Annotated in this window: 17 protein-coding genes; 6 read left to right on the forward strand and 11 right to left on the reverse strand. The window is 59.5% G+C overall.

Going from position 1 to position 19836, the window contains the following annotated elements; translation table 11 throughout:
• Positions 1-272 precede the first annotated feature (272 nt).
• A complete protein-coding gene (gene fumC / locus AT6N2_RS02695; RefSeq protein ID WP_209088269.1) occupies positions 273-1664 on the reverse strand; it encodes a class II fumarate hydratase in 1392 nt (463 codons plus the stop codon).
• A gap of 502 nt (positions 1665-2166) precedes the next feature.
• On the opposite strand from fumC, the gene AT6N2_RS02700 reads away from it, so the two are divergent.
• Positions 2167-4035, forward strand: a complete 1869-nt coding sequence (locus AT6N2_RS02700; RefSeq protein ID WP_209089591.1) for a L,D-transpeptidase family protein — start codon at positions 2167-2169, stop codon at positions 4033-4035.
• A 67-nt stretch (positions 4036-4102) separates the two neighbouring features.
• On the opposite strand, the gene AT6N2_RS02705 is transcribed toward AT6N2_RS02700, so the two are convergent.
• Positions 4103-4663 carry a hypothetical protein gene (locus AT6N2_RS02705; protein WP_209088272.1) on the reverse strand — a complete coding sequence of 187 codons (561 nt, stop codon included), beginning with the start codon at positions 4661-4663 and terminating at the stop codon, positions 4103-4105.
• A 25-nt stretch (positions 4664-4688) separates the two neighbouring features.
• On the reverse strand, positions 4689-5390 hold the full coding sequence (locus tag AT6N2_RS02710) for an HAD family hydrolase (protein WP_209088275.1): 702 nt from the start codon (positions 5388-5390) through the stop codon (positions 4689-4691).
• 188 nt (positions 5391-5578) lie between these two features.
• Between AT6N2_RS02710 and rpiA the strand changes: the two genes are divergently transcribed.
• The 3 genes from rpiA to gor all read left to right on the forward strand — a co-directional run bounded on the left by rpiA (position 5579) and on the right by gor (position 8390).
• Entirely contained in the window at positions 5579-6274 is a 696-nt protein-coding gene (rpiA, locus tag AT6N2_RS02715; protein ID WP_209088278.1) for a ribose-5-phosphate isomerase RpiA, read from the forward strand.
• A gap of 16 nt (positions 6275-6290) precedes the next feature.
• Positions 6291-6857: a DUF2059 domain-containing protein gene (locus tag AT6N2_RS02720; protein WP_063948910.1), complete on the forward strand. Its 567-nt coding sequence runs from the start codon at positions 6291-6293 to the stop codon at positions 6855-6857.
• 144 nt (positions 6858-7001) lie between these two features.
• Positions 7002-8390, forward strand: a complete 1389-nt coding sequence (gene gor / locus AT6N2_RS02725) for a glutathione-disulfide reductase (RefSeq protein WP_209088280.1) — start codon at positions 7002-7004, stop codon at positions 8388-8390.
• Here gor and AT6N2_RS02730 read toward each other — a convergent pair.
• Positions 8387-9292 (reverse strand): LysR family transcriptional regulator, encoded by a 906-nt coding sequence (locus tag AT6N2_RS02730; protein WP_209088282.1) that lies wholly within the window; start codon positions 9290-9292, stop codon positions 8387-8389. The genes gor and AT6N2_RS02730 overlap by 4 nt on opposite strands.
• A gap of 515 nt (positions 9293-9807) precedes the next feature.
• Here AT6N2_RS02730 and AT6N2_RS02735 point away from each other — a divergent pair.
• The gene (locus tag AT6N2_RS02735; RefSeq protein WP_209088285.1) at positions 9808-11184 is read left to right on the forward strand and encodes a class II 3-deoxy-7-phosphoheptulonate synthase; all 1377 of its coding nucleotides are present in this window, start codon (positions 9808-9810) and stop codon (positions 11182-11184) included.
• Between the two features lie 73 nt (positions 11185-11257).
• Here the strand turns inward: AT6N2_RS02735 and AT6N2_RS02740 are convergent, their stop codons facing one another.
• The 6 genes from AT6N2_RS02740 to AT6N2_RS02765 all read right to left on the reverse strand — a co-directional run bounded on the left by AT6N2_RS02740 (position 11258) and on the right by AT6N2_RS02765 (position 17891).
• The gene (locus AT6N2_RS02740; protein WP_209088288.1) at positions 11258-12997 is read right to left on the reverse strand and encodes a TadG family pilus assembly protein; all 1740 of its coding nucleotides are present in this window, start codon (positions 12995-12997) and stop codon (positions 11258-11260) included.
• Position 12998: 1 nt separating this feature from the next.
• Positions 12999-13421: a TadE/TadG family type IV pilus assembly protein gene (locus tag AT6N2_RS02745; protein ID WP_209088290.1), complete on the reverse strand. Its 423-nt coding sequence runs from the start codon at positions 13419-13421 to the stop codon at positions 12999-13001.
• A gap of 138 nt (positions 13422-13559) precedes the next feature.
• On the reverse strand, positions 13560-14402 hold the full coding sequence (gene radC, locus AT6N2_RS02750; protein WP_144574152.1) for a RadC family protein: 843 nt from the start codon (positions 14400-14402) through the stop codon (positions 13560-13562).
• 13 nt (positions 14403-14415) lie between these two features.
• Positions 14416-15249: a type I methionyl aminopeptidase gene (map, locus tag AT6N2_RS02755; RefSeq protein ID WP_172801608.1), complete on the reverse strand. Its 834-nt coding sequence runs from the start codon at positions 15247-15249 to the stop codon at positions 14416-14418.
• A gap of 31 nt (positions 15250-15280) precedes the next feature.
• Positions 15281-16000, reverse strand: a complete 720-nt coding sequence (sfsA, locus tag AT6N2_RS02760; protein WP_144574154.1) for a DNA/RNA nuclease SfsA — start codon at positions 15998-16000, stop codon at positions 15281-15283.
• A 31-nt stretch (positions 16001-16031) separates the two neighbouring features.
• A complete protein-coding gene (locus tag AT6N2_RS02765) occupies positions 16032-17891 on the reverse strand; it encodes a PHA/PHB synthase family protein (RefSeq protein WP_209088293.1) in 1860 nt (619 codons plus the stop codon).
• Between the two features lie 138 nt (positions 17892-18029).
• Between AT6N2_RS02765 and AT6N2_RS02770 the strand changes: the two genes are divergently transcribed.
• Complete coding sequence (locus AT6N2_RS02770; RefSeq protein ID WP_233282470.1) at positions 18030-18452, forward strand: hypothetical protein; 423 nt, start codon at positions 18030-18032, stop codon at positions 18450-18452.
• Between the two features lie 511 nt (positions 18453-18963).
• On the opposite strand, the gene fnrN is transcribed toward AT6N2_RS02770, so the two are convergent.
• Complete coding sequence (fnrN, locus tag AT6N2_RS02775) at positions 18964-19689, reverse strand: transcriptional regulator FnrN (protein WP_063948920.1); 726 nt, start codon at positions 19687-19689, stop codon at positions 18964-18966.
• Positions 19690-19836: the final 147 nt, after the last annotated feature.

The following is a 19836-nucleotide window of genomic DNA, read 5'->3' on the forward strand; positions in this document are numbered from 1 at the left end:
CGAAAGCGGCCCTTTTTTGTTTGGGGAGGTCTAGACTTTTCCTCCGTCACCCCGGACTAAATCCCGGGTCCAGTACGATCAAGTCTTTAATCGTAACAGACTCTTTCACCGCGCAGACGCGCGGTGGCTGGATGCCGGATCAAGTCCGGCATGACGGAGAACTCTTCCCCGAATGACCGACCTGAGGTTCGTTCTGAATGGGCTTATCTTTTGTTGAACACACAAAAACGGGCCCGAAGACCCGTTCCTTGTTTCAAAAAATCCCGACAGGCTTACTTCGGCCCGATCATGTTCTCCGGCCGCACATACTGGTCGAATTCCTCGTTGGTGAGGTATCCGCCACCAACGGCTTCTTCGCGCAGCGTCGTGCCGTTCTTGTGGGCGGTCTTGGCGATTTTGGCGCAGATGTCGTAACCGAGCTTGCCGTTCAGCGCAGTGACCAGCATCAGAGAGTTTTCGACGCCCTTCTTGATATTGTCTTCGCGGGCCTCGATGCCCACGACGCAATTATCGGTGAAGGAGACGGCGGCGTCGCCGAGAAGCTGGACGGACTGCAGGAAGTTGTAGGCCATCATCGGGTTATAGACGTTGAGCTCGAAGTGGCCCTGCGAACCGGCGAAGGAAAGGGCGGCATTGTTGCCGAAGATGTGGGCGCAAACCTGCGTCAGTGCTTCCGACTGGGTCGGGTTCACCTTACCCGGCATGATCGACGAGCCGGGTTCGTTTTCCGGCAGCGAGAGTTCGCCGAGACCGGCGCGCGGGCCGGAGCCGAGGAAGCGGATGTCGTTGGCGATCTTGAAGAGCGCCGCAGCGGCCGCATTGATCGCACCATGGGAGAAGACCATGGAATCGTGCGAGGCAAGCGCTTCAAACTTGTTCGGTGCGGTGACGAAGGAAAGGCCGGTAATCTCAGAGATTTCCTCGGCGACCTTTTCGGCAAAACCGACCGGGGCATTAAGACCAGTGCCGACGGCCGTGCCGCCCTGGGCGAGCTTCGACAGCGCGGGCAGGGTGGTTTCGATGTTGGCGATGGCGGAGGCGACCTGCGCCGCGTAACCGGAGAATTCCTGGCCGAGCGTCAGCGGCGTTGCATCCTGCGTGTGGGTGCGACCGATCTTGATGATCTTTTCGAACTGCTTGACCTTGGCTTCCAGCGCCTTGTGCAGGTGCCTGAGGCTCGGCAGCAGGTGGTGAACGATCTGCTCGACGCAGGCGATGTGCATCGCCGTCGGGTAGGTGTCGTTCGAGGATTGGCTCATATTGACGTGGTCGTTGGGATGAACCGGCTTCTTGCTGCCCATTTCGCCGCCGAGCATCTCGATTGCGCGGTTGGAAATCACCTCGTTGGCATTCATGTTGGACTGGGTGCCCGAACCGGTCTGCCAGACGACCAGCGGGAAGTGCTCGGTCAGCTTGCCATCGATGACTTCCTGTGAGGCGGCGATGATGGCTTCGCCGATCTTCGGGTCGAGGCCGGCAAGCGCCATGTTGGCGCGGGCGGCGGCCTGTTTGACGATGCCGAGCGCGCGAACGACCGATGCCGGCTGCTTTTCCCAACCGATCTTGAAGTTGCCGAGCGAGCGCTGCGCCTGCGCGCCCCAGTAGCGATCGGCCTGAACGTCAATAGGGCCAAATGTATCGGTTTCCGTCCGTGTGGCTGTCATCAATCTTGCCTTTTTACTCGTGTTCCTCCGCCAAAACGGCGCCTTCGCCCGCCTTGCGCGGCCGATATATAGAATCATCGCGGCAGCAAAGAAAGCCGCTGTCATGCGGCGCGGGAAGATATTTCCCTTCGGCTTGCAGCGATTGGCGTGCGCCCGGTGGGGCAAGAAGAAAAAGGCGCCCGCGTGGCATTTTTACTACGTGCTGAAAAGGCCGAGAAGCCGGGCTTTTGCCGCATGCTTCCGTGGCGTCCGGGTCAAAGCAAAGTGAATGAAATAAATAGAAATTTAACCATTCTCGCCAATTCTGGAAATTACGTTTTTATGGCTTCGGCTGTATTATGAGGTTCATTTCGGCACGATTTTGGGCTTTGGGCGTTTTCTTTTCAACGGGCCGTTGATCGGCTAGAGATGCATGAAACTGATGCCCGCCGTTTTTCCGGTGGTGCTGGGTGCTACGAGGATCAAATTGCAAGTCACATCTGGAAAATCATCGGCAGCACTGGTGCTGGCTCTCGGTCTTTCCGTTTCAACCGCTCTTCCCGGCAGTGCCGGGGCGGTGACCCTGATGGACCTCCTTCGCGGCGGCCCGGGCAAGATCGCGCGTGACCGCGGCGAGTTGCCGCCCGCCGGTATCGTCACCTCACCGTCCGGTTCCGCATCGGGTACTGCGCAGAGCGCGGATGCTTCCGACCCTGAGCCTCTGCCGCGCGTTTCAGGCCCGCGCTATTATGACTATAAGGCGGATACGGCCCGTGCGGTAAACACGGCGAATTTCGGCGAAGGCCTTGCCAACCTGAAGTTCAGCGCCACGCCGGAGATCGCCAAGGCGCTGGAAGCCTATTACGGCGCCGGCGGCAAGACGCTGTGGGTTTCCGGCGGCGAACTGACCGAGCGCGCCAATGCCGTCCTCGCTTTCCTCGAGACGGTTGGCGAAAGCGGCCTTGATCCTGCCGATTACAGCATTTCCGCACCGGCAAAGGACGTGACCGCAAGCATCAGCAGCAATGTCGTCGGCGCCACGTCGAACGGCACGCCGGTGGAGACGGCCTCGGCGCCTGTTTCCGACGCTTATCAGCGGGCGCAGATGCAGTTCGAGCTCGCGCTTTCGGCAAAAGTTCTCGCCTATGTGCAGGATACGACCCGCGGTCGCGTCGATCCGAACCGGATTTCCGGCTACCATGATTTCAAGCGCAAGACGGTGAACCTCGCTCCCGTTCTGAAGCTTGCGGGCCTGAGCCCCGATGTGGCCGCCTATCTGCGCAGCCGCGAGCCCTCCAGCGCCGAATATCAGGCGCTGAAGGCAGAGCTTGCGCGTCTGCGTGGCGAGGGCGATGCTGCCCATGCCGTGCGCGTTCCCGCCGATCTGGTGCTGAAGCCCGGCAACAGCAGCGCCGATATGGCGAGTGTGGTGAAAGCAATCGAACATCGCGCATCGCCTGCCTTCAAGACAGAGCATGCGGCGATCATCGCCGCCTACCAGCAGACGCCGGAATACACACCCGATCTCGTTGACCTCGTGAAGGCGTTCCAGAGCGAAAATGGCCTGAAGGCCGACGGCGTGATCGGTCGCGCAACGGTTCGCGCGATGGTTGGCGAAAGCAACGATGCCAAGATCGCCAAGGTACAGGTGGCGATGGAGCAGATCCGCTGGCTGCCGGCCGATCTCGGCCAGCGTTATGTGTTCATCAACCAGCCCGCCTTCATGGCCTATTATCACAATGAGGGTGTCGAACAGTTCGGCATGAAGGTCGTGGTCGGCTCCAAGGCCAACCAGACCTATTTCTTCCAGGACGAGATTCAGACCGTCGAGTTTAATCCCTATTGGGGCGTGCCGCAGTCGATCATCATCAACGAAATGCTGCCGAAGCTGCGCCGCGACCCGTCCTATCTCGACCGGCTGGGTTACGAAGTGCAGGTGAACGGCCGCGCCGTGTCGTCCTCCAGCGTCAACTGGTATGGCTCGACCAACGCCGTTTCCGTGCGCCAGCCGCCGAGCAGCGACAATGCGCTGGGCGACCTGAAAATCCTCTTCCCGAACGCGCATGCCATCTACATGCATGACACGCCGGCCAAGAGCTTCTTCAACCGCGACATGCGCGCACTGAGCCACGGCTGTATCCGTCTGGTGGAGCCGCGCCGTATGGCGGCTGCCGTTCTCGGCACCACCATCGACAAGGTCAACGAACAGATCGCCTCCGGCAAGAACCGCGCCGTTCAGGTGCCCGTAAAAATCCCGGTCTATGTGTCCTACTTCACCGCCTGGCCTGACAAGGACGGCAAGGTGCAGTTTTTCGACGATGTGTATGATCGCGACAGCTACGTGCAGAAAGCCTTTGCCGTGACGACGAAGGCAAGGGCCAGCTCGATCTGATAGATCGCACCGAGAAAAAAGCGCCGGAAACGGCGCTTTTTTGTTTCGACCCGACACTCTTTGCCGTCTATGCCTTGAAGAGCCTAAATTCCAGGTCGCCGTCGCTATCAAGTATGTTGGCGCTCAGGAGTGCTTCCTCCAACGACGATTTGCGAACGAGCAACTCGTAGAAAAACAGATGAACGAAAAGAGGTGTCGCCGCGCCGTCAGGATAGCCAGGCGAGGCGATATAGGCTTTTGCGCCGCCTTCGATGAATGTTTTGGCGAAAACATCGGAACCCGTGCAGCACGCCGTGCTGAAAATGACGGTCTCCGGCAGATCGACGTTTCCGGCGAGCGTCTCGGCGGGCATGCTGCCGTTCTTCAATTTCATCCGGGTAACGTCCTGGTTGAATTCACCGACCACAAGGCCGTTTTCATCGCCATGGCCGCTGATGATGAGATAGGGCGGCGGGTGATCGCCTTGTTTCAGGCACACCAGAATATCTTCCGGCGTGCCGGGAAGATGCAACCGCACCGACGCGCCGAGGCTTTCCAGCATTGCCCTCAAAAGCAGAGCTTCGCCGGAATCACCGAGGGCGATTATGCTGACGGCGGTTCGGGGGAAGAGGAAATTATGATCGACCATCGCGCACTACGGATTTCGGCTCGCTTTATGCCGCCGCATCGCGCCCCGCGAGCAATCGGCCAACCAGATCGGGCGTCAGCGCTGCGAAATCATCGATCACGACATCTGGCTTAAGGTCGGCCATCGGCACGTCGGTATAGCCGAAGGTGACGCCGATGGAGGGCACGTTGGCGTTTTTCGCGGCAAGGATATCATTGATGCTGTCACCGACCATGATCGTGCGATCCGGGTCGCCGCCGGCTTTCTCTATGGTGCCGAGAATGTGGCGCGCATCCGGCTTACGGAATTCGAACGTGTCGCCACAGGTAAGCGCGGCGAAGTACTTCATAAGATTAAGTTCTTCGAGAAGCGGGCGGGCAAGGATTTCGGTCTTGTTGGTGCAGACGGCGAGCGCGAACCCGGCCGCGGAGAGCTTATCCAGCGCATTCACGATACCCGGGTACGGGCGGCTCTTTCCTGGCATCTCCGCGCGGTAATGCTCTATCAGCCGTTCGTAGAGCGGTTCCACCTCTGCTTCGGGCAGTTCCTTTTCCCGTAGCGCGAAGGCGCGCTTGATGGTTACGCGTGCACCTTGGCCGACGAGATGAGTGATGTCCTCATAAGTGACCGGCGCAAGTCCTGCGATGGCAATCGTGTGGTTGAGGCTGGCAATAAGATCGGCGGCGGTATCGACCAGCGTACCGTCGAGATCAAAAATGGCGAGCGGGGAGAGCGGGCGGGATGTCACGGAAACGGCCTCTTGGGGAATGCGGGGCTGAGCTATTCATTCTGTCATTCGCGCCAAGCCTAGGCAAAGCCACCTGTCTTTGCAACCGCATCGCAACGTTCTGTTCGTTGCCTTGAAAAAGGCTTTCGTTTGGCTTTCGACCCGTGTAAACAGCACGGCGACAACAAAGCTACCGGAGTTTCAGGCACATGGATGCCCGCCAGATGAAGATCAAGGCCGCCGAGGCCGCACTGTCCCACGTGCAGGACGGAATGCGACTTGGGATCGGCACGGGTTCGACGGCCGAGGAATTCGTCCGGCTTCTGGCGGAAAAGGTTGCTGCCGGCCTCAAGGTTGAGGGGGTGCCGACATCAGAGCGCACCGCGCGCCTGTGCGTCGAGCTTGGTGTGCCCTTGAAATCACTCGATGAATTGCCGGAACTTGATCTGACTATTGATGGTGCGGATGAGGTCGATCATGCCCTGCGGCTCGTCAAGGGCGGTGGCGGCGCGCTGCTGCGCGAGAAAATCGTGGCGGCGGCTTCGGCGCGCATGATCGTGATTGCCGATCAGACCAAGGTCGTCGAGACCCTCGGTGCCTTTCCCCTGCCGATCGAAATCAATCCGTTTGGCCAGGTCGCAACCCGCATCTCCATCGAAAAGCTGGCATCGCGGTCCGGCCTGTCGGGTGATCTGAAGCTTCGCTCTTCCGGCGACGGCGCCTTCATGACGGACGGCGGACACCTCATTCTCGACGCATCTTTTGGCCGTATTCCTGATGCAGAAGCGCTAGCACGCGATCTGCACACGATTCCCGGTGTCGTTGAGCACGGACTTTTCATTAATTTGGCATCGCTTGCCATTATCGCGGGTCCTGAAGGCGCCCGCGTGATGCAGGCAGTATAACAGGAGCGAGATTTTCATGATCAAACTAGCGGGACTGGGCAAAGCTGCCGCTGCTTCGATCCTTATTTCCGGCATCGTGTTCGGTACTGCCGCACGCGCCCAGGAAATTTCCGAAGCGCATATTGCTGCCGCACGCAAGGCCATCACCTCCCTTGGTGTCACCGACCGTTTTGACGACATTCTGCCGGGCCTCGCTGAGCGTCTGAAGGCCGAACTCATTCAGGCTTCGCCCAATGTTCAGGACGCGATCACGGCGACCGTCGACGCCAAGGCGCTTGAGCTTGCACCGCGCCGCGCCGATCTGGAGCGTGAAGCCGCACTGACCTACGCACGCGCTTTCTCCGTTGAGGAACTGAACGCCATTTCGACGTTCTACGGCAGCGAAGCTGGCAAGAAGCTGTTGAAGGACGGTCCGATCGCCACCCGCGAACTGATGAAGGCCGCCGACATCTGGGCAGCCGGCATCAACCGCGACCTCAACACCTCCAGCATGACCGAGCTGCAGAAGGTCGCCGGCGCTGACCTGAAGCCGCTTCCGGCCGATCACAACGCCACGGGCGGCGCTCCGGCTGCCAAGCCGTAAGGCGCCTTCCAAGGTTCAGAAATATTCAAAGCCCGGTTGCCCTACCGGGCTTTTCTTTTGTGCGTTGCAGCACCTATATGTGGCGTGAATGCATCGCCGCTGGCTCAGGATCGAGCGTGGCGATTTTGATCAGGGGTTTTGACTATGACAGCTTTTGACTACGATCTTTTCGTCATCGGTGGCGGTTCCGGCGGCGTGCGCAGCGGCCGTGTTGCGGCGTCCCTCGGCAAGCGCGTGGGCATTGCTGAAGAATACCGCTATGGCGGCACCTGCGTCATCCGCGGCTGCGTGCCGAAGAAGCTGTTCGTCTACGCTTCGCAATTCCCTGAACATTTCGAGGATTCGGAAGGATTTGGCTGGAGCGTGGGTGAGCGCAGCTTCGATTGGAAGAAGCTGATCGCGGCGAAGGACAAGGAAATTGCCCGGCTGGAAGGTCTCTATCGCAAGGGACTGGAAAACGCCAAGGCCGATATTTTCGACAGCCGTGCCGAGCTGGTCGATGCCCATACCGTCAAGCTGACCAAAACCGGACAGACTTTCACCGCCGAGCGTATCGTGATTGCCGTCGGCGGCACGCCGAACGAGCACAGGGCTCTTCCCGGCCACGAGCTGACGATCTCGTCCAACGAGGCTTTCGATCTCGAAGAGTTGCCGAAGTCCATCCTGATTGCTGGAGGCGGTTACATCGCCGTCGAATTTGCCAATATTTTCCATGGACTTGGCGTGGAAACGACGCTGATCTATCGCGGCAAGGAAATCCTGTCGCGCTTCGATCACGACATGCGCAGGGGTCTGCATGAGGCGATGGAAGCCAAGGGCATCCGCATCATTCTGGAAGATGTCATCGAAGAAGTGAGCAAGGACGGCGCGGGCGGCTTCGTGGCGCGCACCAACAAGGGCAATTCCCTGCATGTCGGTCTGGTGATGCTGGCGCTTGGCCGCGATCCGAACACCAAGGGCCTCGGGCTTGAAAATGCCGGTGTGAAGGTGGATTCGCGCGGCGCGATCATCGTTGATGACTATTCGCGCACAAACGTGCCCAGCATCTTCGCGCTGGGCGACGTCACCGACCGGGTACAGCTGACGCCCGTGGCGATCCACGAGGCCATGTGCTTTATCGAGACGGAATACAAGAACAACCCGACCAAACCTGATCATGAGTTGATCGCGACGGCCGTATTCTCGCAGCCGGAGATCGGCACGGTCGGTCTGTCGGAAGAGGAAGCGGCCAGGAAATATCCGGAACTCGAAGTTTATCGCGCCCAGTTCCGGCCAATGAAGGCGACGCTGTCGGGCCGCCAGGAAAAGACGATCATGAAGCTGATCGTCAATGCTGGTGACCGGAAGGTGGTTGGCGTGCATATTCTCGGCCACGAGGCCGGTGAAATGGCGCAGCTTCTTGGCATCACGCTGAAAGCCGGTTGCACCAAGGATGACTTCGACCGCACCATGGCTGTTCATCCGACGGCAGCCGAAGAGCTGGTGACGATGTATTCGCCGAGCTACCGAGTGGTGAATGGCGAGCGGGTCTAGCTTCTCTTCCGCTCCTGCTTCCAGCTCGTCTCTGCCTGATGCTGGCGGCTGCCATCGAACAACGCCTCGTTGCTCTTCAAGAGAGCGACGAGGCGATCTATGGCAAGCCGCATCTCTGGGGCGTGCCGGTCGTCGTCGTTCACGATGATCCAAAGTGGATGGGACAGTTCCCCGATGATCTCGCCGTCGCGGGCAAGGTCGGGGACATTATCACCAATAAAACAGGGCAGGACGCCTTTTCCGGCGCCGCTCTGTATCAGGCTCGGCAGAAGAGCAGGGGCATTCGTCCAGGTGTGGACCAGCGGTTCACGATGTCTGAACACCCATTTTTCGGCATCGGATTTTGCGACCTCGGTGCCGATCGAAATCCATTGCTCTATATTTTTGCCTGAGCCGTCGCGTGCGCTATAGGCGCAATAGGCGACGTCGACCGATTTGCGGACGGCGAAATTTCCCGTGGCTGGCTTGTCGTGCCTGATCGCGATCATGCCGCGCCTGTAGGTCAACTCGTCCTCGTTCTCACATTGCTTGCAGCACAGGCGGAAAGCATCTGACGGGCCTCGTATGGCGGCTGAATTGGCCGCGATAAAGCCGGCAATCCAGATGTCGCTGGATATCGAAACGATCGGCAGCGAAAAGGCCTCGCTATGCCATTGGGTGATCTCGGTCGCGCTCGTTCGCATCGCCCGCACCTTTTCGAGCAGGACTTCACCATCCGGGGCGAGGCGATATCCATTCTGGCTTCGAACGAAGAGCGTTCGCCCCATCTTGCGTTCGAGAAGCATCATCTTTCGGCCGATCGTTGGCGCACTCAGGCCTGCTTTGCCGGCTGCGGCGGTAAGGCCGCCTTCTGTCGCAACGATGTCGAAAAGCCTCAACTCGTCCCAATCCACTTCCGTCATGGCATTCTCTCCACATCATGAATGCATCTTATACGCATCGGCGTCTGTCTTCTCCGTCCGGAGATGAAACGGGTCTTTCAATCTCGCGTCTACGCTTTGCCCATGGCGCAACCTAATTCGTCTCCAGTGAAAGGAGACGGCCATGTTACCCGAAACAATGTTCCTGATGGAGAAGATCAGACGCAAAGAGAACCTTCGCCCACAAGACGAGGCCGACGAGTGGCAGACCTGGCCCTCCTCGCGGCTTGATCGGCTTGCGGTGTTTCTTTTTCATTTGACGCGCACGTTACGCCGATACATCACCTTGAAGTCTTGCGATCGATGACCTCAGTGGCGAGACGACTCTGATTTAAATCGTTTGAAATCATTTTTCTGTTTCACGGCGCACCAAAAGGCTCAGAAAGGGGGCGGCGGGCGTGCGGGTCACTATGCAAAGCCTGTGCTTGGAGCTATAAGCCGCTCAATTTTTCGAGGCGGTCGCGCGTCCTTTGCGCGGTCGAAGGAAGGGTAAGAACATGGCACAGAATTGGACCCCCGGCAGCTGGCGGCAGAAACCGATCCAGCAGGTTCCCGAATATCCTGATGCGGCAGCACTTGCTGCGACGGAAGCCACGCTTGCGACCTATCCGCCGCTGGTCTTTGCAGGTGAAGCCCGCCGCCTGAAAAAACAGCTCGCCAATGTGGCAGAAGGCAACGCCTTCCTGCTGCAGGGCGGCGATTGCGCCGAAAGCTTCCTCGAGCACGGCGCGGACAATATCCGTGACTTCTTCCGCGCCTTCCTGCAGATGGCCGTGGTGCTGACCTACGGTGCACAGCTGCCCGTGGTGAAGGTGGGACGCATTGCCGGCCAGTTCGCCAAGCCGCGCTCTTCCAACGTGGAAGTGCAGGATGGCGTGACGCTGCCGTCCTACCGCGGTGACATCATCAACGGCATCGAATTCAACGAAGCCTCGCGCATTCCGAGCCCCGAGCGCCAGCTTGACGCCTACCGCCAGTCGGCGGCGACGCTGAACTTGCTGCGCGCTTTCGCCATGGGCGGTTACGCCAACCTCGAAAACGTTCACCAGTGGATGCTCGGCTTCATCAAGGACAGCCCGCAGGCGGATCGTTACCGCAAGCTGGCCGACCGCATTTCCGAAACCATGGACTTCATGAAGGCGATCGGCATCAGCGCCGACAGCAATCCGAGCCTGCGCGAGACGGATTTCTTCACCAGCCATGAGGCCTTGCTGCTCGGTTACGAAGAGGCGCTGACCCGTATCGATTCCACCTCCGGCGACTGGTACGCGACATCGGGCCACATGATCTGGATCGGCGACCGCACGCGTCAGCTCGACCATGCGCATGTCGAATATTTCCGCGGCATCAAGAACCCGATCGGCCTGAAGTGTGGTCCGTCGCTGACGCCCGACAATCTGATCGAGCTGATCGATGCGCTGAACCCGGCGAACGAGGCTGGCCGTCTGACCCTGATCTGCCGTTTCGGCCACGACAAGGTGGCAGACAGCCTGCCGAAGCTCATCCGTGCGGTGGAAAAGGAAGGCCGCAAGGTCGTATGGTCCTGCGATCCCATGCATGGCAACACGATCACGCTCAACCACTACAAGACGCGCCCGTTCGAGCGCATCCTGTCGGAAGTCGAAAGCTTCTTCCAGATCCATCGCGCCGAGGGCACGCATCCGGGCGGCATCCACATCGAGATGACCGGCAAGGACGTGACCGAGTGCACGGGTGGCGCGCGCGCCGTGACGGCGGATTCGCTGTCCGACCGTTACCACACCCATTGCGATCCGCGCCTCAACGCTGATCAGGCGCTGGAACTGGCATTCCTGCTGTCCGAGCGCATGAAGAGCGGTCGCGACGAAAAGCGTCTGGCGATTGCCAACGCCTGATCCGGGCGATTAACGTATAAAACAAAAAAGCCGCCGGGAGACCCTCCGGCGGCTTTTTCGTGCGTGGTGTTGATTATTGCACCAGCGCGGGCTGCTGGCAGCGGACATCCGTGACCCGCACATCGGCTTCACCGATCTTGACGCCGAGGACGAGGAGCACGTTGTAGAGCAGCTGGTCCACTGGCGCGGTGACTGTCGCCAGCGTGTTGGCCAGCGCCGACTGGACGCCTGCGAGCCCCCCCAGATCAAGATTGATGAAGAGAAGCCTGATATCGAGATTGAGGTTCTTCAGAAGCGAACTGACAAGCGTCGTGACAGTGTCCTTGGTCGAGACGCTCTTGATCTTCGCTTGCGTAATATCCGACTGGGTAAAGGTGAGTTTTGTCTTCGTCATGTTGGTGGCGTTGATGAGGGCGCTGCCATTGATGGCGAGCAGCGTCGAATCCACGATCGCTGCTTTTGTCACGCGCGGGTCCCTGCCGAAATTGGCAAAGGCCGTGGTATCGACATTGCCGAGCGCGATTTCCGCAACGCCGGGGACGACTTCCACATCCACCGTCCCCTGTCCACCGCCGGTGCATCTGATATCGGCAAGCCGTGCTTCGGCATGGGCGACTTCAACATAAAGCGGAAGATTGATCTTGAGGCCGGCAAGGGCCTGAAGGCCATCGACCACGACATTGACTGCGAGCCGCGTCTGCGCCGTGCGCACGATGGTGCCCTGGCCGCCAACGGCGAGCGACGGCGTTTCAACGGGCGGTTCGCCAATGGCGAGCGTTGCCTTGACGGAGGCGAGCCCGAGCAGATTGGCATTGAGATTGAGGCCAAGCTGTTTGCCGCCATTACCGGCCACGGCTGCGGCGTTGATGAGATCAAAGACGCCGGCGGTGACTTTCAGGTTTTCGCCGGTTCCAATCAGCTTGTCGGAGAGGGGGCCGAGATTGAGGATTTCCTCGAGCTTGATCTTGACGTTGCTTTTGTTGACGGTCTTCTGGAGCGTGTTCAAGACGGTAACGACGGCCGGTTGCAGGCCGGTAGTTTTCGTCAGCACTTCCAGAAATTTGCCGTAGCTGATCTCTGTCTGCAGAACGTCCTTATAGGTGCCGGCGGTCAGGTTAAGATCGATGGCCAGCGCCTCGACGATCTTCAGCGCATTGACATCGGCCGCGACAAGCGCCTGATAGTCCATGAGTTTCAGCGACACGGTCGTGCCGAGAAGGCTGCCAAGCAGGCTGTTGAGGATGCCCTCATCCAGACTGGCGAGGCGCGATCCCACCGAAAACGCGGCGATCTTCTGTGACGAGGCAGTGCCGACTGCGGAGACCTTCGGCGGCGTTGTGAAGGCGGAGGCAAAGAATATCTGCCCCTGTTCGACGATGTTCACCTTGATCGCGTTGGTGGGGAGCGCATTATCGACGAAACGCTGGCCCACCGGCACGGTCGCATCCGGCTCGTAGTGACCTTTGATGACCTCCGCATAGCCCTTGCTGGTCGCGAACTCATTGAGCGGATCGAAGGGTTGCAGCCCCTCGGCGGTCAGCAGCCCCTTATCCGTCTTGACGCCGAGGTCCATGCCATTGAGGGCGAAATATTGCTGGACTGCTTTTTCCGGATCGGCAGCGTTTGCCGCCCCGGAAATGGCCGCGAGATCGGCTGTCTGCTGCAATTGCCGTTTCTGCAATGTGAGGTTACCGTAATCGACACCCAGCGCCAGGATGCCGATGAAAAGCGGTGCGGTGAGGCCGGCGGAAATCGCGATATTGCCGCACTTGTCCTTGAGGAAGCGGGGGAGCAGGGAATGAAGATGTCGCATGTCATGCTCCTCCGATCCGGATGGTTGAAAAGCGCCGGATGACCGGCTCGGGTAGGGTGTAGCTGTAGAGGCTCCAGATCGGCAGGTTGCTGGCGTCGTATTCCACTTTCACCGTAAACTGGTTCGCATTGGCAGGGTCGGTGGCGACATTGACGGTGAAGCGGGTCTTGTCCATGAAAGCGTAGCTGAGGTCGCTTTTGGTTACGAAGTCGCGGGCCAGTTGCTGGCGTTCGGTCGTGTTGAGGCCGGCGACGGCTGTTCGAGCCGCGTCGGCTGCGATCTGCTGAACCGAGTAGGCCGCCATGAGGTAAATACCGTAGGCGATCATGGTGAGCAGGACGAGAAAGAAGATCGGAGCAACAATGGCGAACTCGACGGCAGATGAGCCGGCTCTGTCGCGAAGGAAACGCACTGCATGACGCATAAAGCACCCCCGTTCCTAAAGGCACCCAAGGTTCGATGCCTTGTTTTATTATTTTCGGAAATGCTAATTTATAGGCGTTAATTTTTTGTTGATGCCGCCCTTATGGGTTGCAGGACATGTTAAACATTCGCGTCCGCTTCAGATCAGTCGGAGACCCTTGAAGCTGGCATGGCCGTCCTTGCCAATGATGATATGGTCGTGGACAGTGATGCCAAGCGGCTTTGCCGTCTCGATGATGGTTTTGGTCATCTCGATATCCGCACGCGAAGGGGTTGGATCCCCACTGGGATGATTGTGGATTAAAATCAATGCTGTAGAGGAAAGCTCAAGTGCCCGGCGAACGATTTCGCGCGGGTAGACCGGCGTGTGGTCCACGGTTCCCTGTCCCTGAACTTCGTCGGCAATCAGGACATTTCGCTTGTCGAGGAAGAGAATGCGGAATTGTTCCCGCGTCTCGTAGGCCATGGCGGCATGGCAATAGTCGATGACCGACGACCACGAGCCGAGAACCTGCTTGTTGCGGATTTCGCTTTTCAGCATGCGTTGGGAGACGGAGGCGACAAGCTTCAGGTCGAGCGCGACGGCCTCACCCACGCCCTTCACCTCCTGCAACAGGGCCACCGGCGCCCCGAGCACGCCGCCGAGAGTGCCAAACCGGGCAAGCAGCGCCTTTGCGATGGGTTTTGTATCGCGCCTCGGGATCAGCCGGAACAACAGAAGCTCCAGCAATTCATAATCGGCCAGCGCTGAATCCCCGCCATCGCGGTAGCGCGCCCGCAACCGGTCTCGGTGACCGTGATAGTGAGCGGCATCCGCTTCGTGTTCCGTAGCGGCTGCGGCCCCCTCTGCCTTTTTCGGCGCACTGCGTGGCTCTGAAAAAAAGCCGCGCTCGTCTGCCCCTTCGAACAGATCGCCTTCGCCCGCCTCGAAGCCTGACGTCGGAGAAAGATCGGCGGAAGGCGGGGCGGGGCGTTTTGCCATGGATGGTGGGGCCTTAAGCGAGTGGCGGCAGGCCCGGACGATCAAGGCCGCCCGGCGACAGCGTGAAAATTTCACAGCCGGTGGCGGTGACGCCGACGGCATGTTCGTATTGCGCGGAAAGCGACCGGTCGCGAGTGACCGCCGTCCAGCCATCGGAAAGCACCTTCACATGCGGCTTGCCGAGATTGATCATCGGCTCGATGGTGAAAATCATGCCCTCGCGAATTTCCGGGCCTTCCTCGGGGTGGCCGTAATGCAGGATGTTCGGTGTATCGTGGAACAGGCGTCCGACGCCATGGCCGCAGAAATCACGCACGACAGAGCAGCGCTCAGCTTCCGCATAGGCCTGGATCGCGGCGCCGATTGCCCCGGTTCGCGCACCGGGCTTCACCGCCGCAATCCCGCGCATCAGGCATTCATAAGTTACTTCCATCAGACGTTCGGCGGCGCGCTTGATCTGGCCGACCGGATACATGCGGCTCGAATCGCCATGCCAGCCGTCCAGCACGTAGGTCACGTCGATATTGACGATATCGCCCTCGCGCAGCGGCTTTTCATCGGGAATGCCGTGGCAGACCACATGGTTGATCGAGGTGCAGACGGACTTCGTATAACCGCGATAATTGAGCGTCGCCGGCAACGCGCCATGATCAGCGCCGAATTCGAAGACGAAACGGTCGATGGCGTCGGTCGTCACACCCGGCTTGACGATGGCCGCCAGCTCATCGAGGCAACGCGCCGTCAGCTGGCACGCCTTGCGCATGCCATCGAAATCCTCAGGCGTATAAAGGCGGATGACGCCCGTATTCTTGAGGGGGGCGGAGGCTGCGTCGATATAGGTGACCATCATAGTGCTTTCTGTCTCTTCACGTCCCTGTTCATAAAACAGCTGGACGCCATTCGTCCATCTTAACCGTTCCGCTGACCGAAATTTGTGTCGGCGAGACCGCGCATTTCACCGCATAGGCTTCCACACCGCGCGCCATTGCCCGTGCGAAAGCCAGCGCATAGACTGGATCGAGATCGTCGCAGATGCGCATGCGGTCGCAATCGTCGCGCTGGATGAGATAGAGCATCACCGCACGGTGACCAAGTTCCGCGGCGTCACCCAACTCCTCCAGATGTTTGGCGCCGCGTTTGGTCGCGGTATCGGGGAACTCGGCAAGGCCCTTTTCGCGCATGAAATGCACGTTCTTGACTTCCACATAGGCGTCCGGCCGGCCGGGGTCGGATAGCAGGAAATCGATGCGAGAGTTGCGGCCGTATTTCTGTTCGCGCCGGATCGTCGAATAACCCCCAAGTTCCGGGATGCGGCCGTTGATTATGGCTTCTTCCGCCAGCCGGTTTGGCATGCCGGTGTTGATGCCGACGACGGTTTCATCGGCCTCGACCATTTCCAGCATGTGGCGATATTTGCGGGTGGGACTGTCGTGCTGCGATAGCCAGATGCGGGACCCCGGCGTCGTCAACCCGCGCATGGAGCCGGTATTGGGGCAGGAGCCGGTGATCTCAGTGCCGTCTTCCAGAACGGCATCGAAGAGGAAGCGCTTGTAGCGGGAAATCAGCGTCGCTGGAATGAGCGGGGGTGTGAAGAACATCGTGCCAGAAGGATCAGGTGAAGGGCAGGGGTCAGGACAGGACGTAGATTCCCGGCGCATTGCCGAGCACCGGGCGCTTGCCATCCCCGGGTTTGCGGGCATTTACCTTCTCGGCGTCCTGGCTCTCGATCCATTTCTGCCAGTGGACCCACCAGGAGCCCCTATGTGGTGTGGCGGTGGCCTGCCAGGCTTCGAAGTCTCCGGATGGTGACGGGCCGGTCCAATACTCATATTTTTCAAGCTGGGGGGGATTGACGACGCCGGCGATGTGGCCGGAAGCACCAAGCACGAATTCCACCGGCCCGCCGAACAGGGCAGCACCCGCAAAGACCGATTTCGCAGGCGCTATATGGTCGTCGCGGGTCGCGAGATCGTACACCGGTATTGTGATATCGCCGAGATTGATGCGCTTGCCGCCAACGCGCATCAGCCCGCGGGCCAGATTGTTTTCGAGATAACAATTGCGCAGGTAGAATGAGTGGCAGGCGGCGGTCACCCGGGTCGAATCGGAGTTCCAGTAGAGCAGGTCGAAGGGCATCGGTTCCGTGCCGCGCAGGTAATTATCGACCACATAGGGCCAGATAAGATCGGAGGCGCGCAGCATGTTGAAGACGGTGGCCATGATCGAGCCGTCGAGATAACCGACTGCCTGCATATGTTTGTCCAGCGCCGTCAGCTGGCCCTCATCGATAAAAACCTTGAGATCCCCAGCGTGGATGAAATCGGTCTGGGCAGCGAGAAGCGTGGCGCTGCGAATGCGCTCCTCGCCGTCCTGCGCGTGAAGCGCCAGCGCCGAGGCCAAAAGCGTGCCGCCGACACAATACCCGATGGCGTTGATTTCCTTTTCGCCGGTCTGCGCCTCGATGGTATCCAGCGCGAAACCGATGCCCTCGCTGACGTAATCGTCCCAGCTCTTTTGCGCGAGGGTCGCATCCGGGTTCACCCAGGAGACCATGAAGACGCTGTGGCCCTGTTCGAGGCACCAGCCGACAAAGGACTTTTGCGGGTTGAGATCGAGAATGTAGAATTTGTTGATCCAGGGCGGCACGATCAGCAAGGGACGTTTGAAGACCTTGTCGGTGGTCGGCTCGTAATGGATGATTTCGCAGAGCGGGCTTCTCGCCACGACCTTGCCTGGCGTGACGGCAATGTTCTGTCCGATGACGAATTTGCTGTAATCGGTCTGGCGCAGCTTCAGGTGGCCATTGCCGGCGGCCACATCCTCCGCCAGTTGCGCCATGCCCTTGACGAGGTTCGCGCCGCTGGAGGCGACCGTCTCGCGGAAGACCTGCGGATTGGTGAAGACAAAATTGGCGGGCGAAAGCGCTTCGGTGACCTGCCGCATGTAAAACTGCGCCTTGGTCCGGGTATGGTCGTCCAGTCCGTCTGCTTCCGTCACCATCCGGTCGGCAAAACCGACCGTCGTCTCGTAAGCTTTGAGCAGAAAATCGAAGAACGGATTAGCCTGCCAGTCAGCATCGGCGAAACGCTTGTTTCTGCGCTGTGCAGGACCGCTTTCGACCCTATTGTCCGGGGCCGAATCGGCCTCGCCGGAAAATTGCGCGACCGATTTCGCCCAAAGATCGTAATAGCTGGAAAGCAGGTGGGTCTGCGCCTCGAGCGACCGTTTCGGTTCCGCCATCCAATATTCGGCGACATCTGACAGCGTCTTCACCAGATCGGTCACGGGATCGGCCGTTGTCTTGGGGATATCGCCACGCTCGCGCGGAGCCAGCCATTCGGAGGCGGCCTTGCCGAGGTTTTCGAGCGCACGGGCGATGTTGAGTGCGAAGGCTTCGGGGTCGCGGATCAGGTAGGCTTCGGCGGATGTGGCGTCGAAGCCGGGCGTTTCGCCACCCTTTTTCTCAGCCCCGCCGTCAACACCTGCCATGCACCATCCTCCGCCAAATTTGTGTTTGCACATTCTGCATGAAAACGAATACAAGTTCCACCAGCAAGGGGAGGCCGCAACAGGCCAACCGCGGTCGAATTCGATATCGGCAGATATCCTTACAGGCGGAACATGACGATGGGCAAGCATATGCGCACATTCGGACCAAATGCGGAAAATGCCGCGAGAATCGCTTTGCTTTCGCTTTCCGGCGCGATGCTTGTGTCCGCGCTTGCTGCCTGCAAGGCTCCCGAGCCGATCGTCGCACCCGCCCATATGCGCCGCCCCGCGACCGAAATCGTCGGCCCACGCCCGGTCAGTGACACGGCGGTCAGCCAGAAGCGGGACACCGGCACCTATCCGACCTTTTCCCAGCCGCTGACGGCGGCGGGCAGCCAGATGGGCGACGACGAGGCCTCCAAGATGGAAACGAGTCTCACACGTCTCGGCACCGCACGCCGCAACGGCCAGATTTCCGAAGCCGAATATAAGCGCCGGGTGGCCGAGCTGCGGGCGCTCGCCGAAAACCAGAAGCCGGTCGAGACGCCTGCGTCGCAGTGAGATCATGTCGCGCGGTTTGCGCGATATAAGTCTTGAGATGGAGCGAGCTCCTGCCTCTTGTCTTTTCTCCCCCCGCCGGGGAGAAGTCCGCGGCAGCGGAAAGAGGGGGCAAGCTCTCAGAAATCCTGCACCGTGCCCCTCTTTTCATCCGACCCTTCGGGCCACCTTCTCCTCGGCGGGGAGAAGACACTCGCGGCGGTGCCGAGTTCTCCCGACAATCGCATTTGTGGGCTGAGCGTCATGCGGGCATGACAACATAACCCATTCTTTACCCTGCCTTTGAACCAACTGCTTACTGAAGATGTTAAGCCGGTGGAGGCGTTTTCCGCTTAGGATGCAGCCAAAACAAACAGACCGCTGAAAAAGCGGGGCACAGGGTGAAACATCATGAAATTCATTGCCGCGTTGCTGGTTCTTGCCGGTTTCTCGCTTGCACCGGCGCAGGCGCGAGCGCCTCACATCGATTTTGGAACATCCGCGCCTCAGGGGCGATGATCGAGAGGCGCGACGGTCAGTCGTTGCCGGCGGCTTCGCTCAGAGCATTGAGATCAGGCACTGTGATGTGACGGTTGTTCTCGATACGGATAATGCCTTCCTTACGCAGCTTGGTCATCTGCCGGCTAACGGTTTCGATGGTGAGGCCAAGGAAATCGGCTATATCGGCGCGGGAAAGCGGCAGGTCGAAGCAGGATTTGTCGTCGTTTTCCGGGTCGATATGGGTGGCGATCATGTAAAGGAAGCTGGCAACCTTCTCCTGCGCCGATTTGCGCCCCAGTGTCAGCATCCAGTCGCGTGCCTCATCCAGCTCCTTCAGCGACTGGGTGTGGAGCTTGCGCTCCATATCAGGCACTTCGGAGACCATGCGGTCAACGACGCGGCGCGGAAAAAGGCAAATCTCCACATCGGTTGCAGCTTCCGCCGTCATCTTGCTTTCCGCCATGAAGGGGCGGCCGAGAAAATCCGGGGCAAATTGCAGGCCGACGATCTGCTGGCGGCCATCCGACATCATTTTCGAAAGCTTCACGACGCCGTTCAGGATGTTGCCGTAGGAGGTGACCAGTTCACCCTGCCCAAGAAGCTCATTGCCAGCTTCCAGCTTTTTGCGGCTGGAATGGCGGTTGAGGTCGCAAAGCTGCTGGGGTGTCAGCGTGCTGCAAAGACCGCCGTGGCGCGCCTCGCAGGAGCGGCAAACGACGGGCTCTTCCGAATTGTGGATGGTCTTCTGCAGCGTGTCCATAAGCCTGTTCCAATGCTGGCTTTGCGGGACGATTGCGACCGCTGATATCGGTCGCGGTCTTCATAAAGAGCTTTGCGCTGTAGCCGTCGTCCCCGCGTCTACTTTAGGAAGAACTTATGGCGCAATTTGATTGAAGTCAAAGTTGCA

Source organism: Agrobacterium tumefaciens (assembly GCF_017726655.1).
Taxonomy (GTDB): Bacteria; Pseudomonadota; Alphaproteobacteria; order Rhizobiales; family Rhizobiaceae; genus Agrobacterium; species Agrobacterium tumefaciens_B.

Coding starts and splice junctions, on each gene's coding strand:
- fumC (WP_209088269.1), bottom strand. CDS start 1,664: ATGACAGCCACACGGACGGAAACCGATACATTTGGCCCTATTGACGTT.
- AT6N2_RS02705 (WP_209088272.1), bottom strand. CDS start 4,663: ATGGTCGATCATAATTTCCTCTTCCCCCGAACCGCCGTCAGCATAATC.
- rpiA (WP_209088278.1), top strand. CDS start 5,579: ATGGATGCCCGCCAGATGAAGATCAAGGCCGCCGAGGCCGCACTGTCC.
- AT6N2_RS02720 (WP_063948910.1), top strand. CDS start 6,291: ATGATCAAACTAGCGGGACTGGGCAAAGCTGCCGCTGCTTCGATCCTT.
- gor (WP_209088280.1), top strand. CDS start 7,002: ATGACAGCTTTTGACTACGATCTTTTCGTCATCGGTGGCGGTTCCGGC.
- AT6N2_RS02730 (WP_209088282.1), bottom strand. CDS start 9,292: ATGACGGAAGTGGATTGGGACGAGTTGAGGCTTTTCGACATCGTTGCG.
- AT6N2_RS02735 (WP_209088285.1), top strand. CDS start 9,808: ATGGCACAGAATTGGACCCCCGGCAGCTGGCGGCAGAAACCGATCCAG.
- AT6N2_RS02740 (WP_209088288.1), bottom strand. CDS start 12,997: ATGCGACATCTTCATTCCCTGCTCCCCCGCTTCCTCAAGGACAAGTGC.
- AT6N2_RS02745 (WP_209088290.1), bottom strand. CDS start 13,421: ATGCGTCATGCAGTGCGTTTCCTTCGCGACAGAGCCGGCTCATCTGCC.
- radC (WP_144574152.1), bottom strand. CDS start 14,402: ATGGCAAAACGCCCCGCCCCGCCTTCCGCCGATCTTTCTCCGACGTCA.
- map (WP_172801608.1), bottom strand. CDS start 15,249: ATGGTCACCTATATCGACGCAGCCTCCGCCCCCCTCAAGAATACGGGC.
- sfsA (WP_144574154.1), bottom strand. CDS start 16,000: ATGTTCTTCACACCCCCGCTCATTCCAGCGACGCTGATTTCCCGCTAC.
- AT6N2_RS02765 (WP_209088293.1), bottom strand. CDS start 17,891: ATGGCAGGTGTTGACGGCGGGGCTGAGAAAAAGGGTGGCGAAACGCCC.
- AT6N2_RS02770 (WP_233282470.1), top strand. CDS start 18,030: ATGGGCAAGCATATGCGCACATTCGGACCAAATGCGGAAAATGCCGCG.
- fnrN (WP_063948920.1), bottom strand. CDS start 19,689: ATGGACACGCTGCAGAAGACCATCCACAATTCGGAAGAGCCCGTCGTT.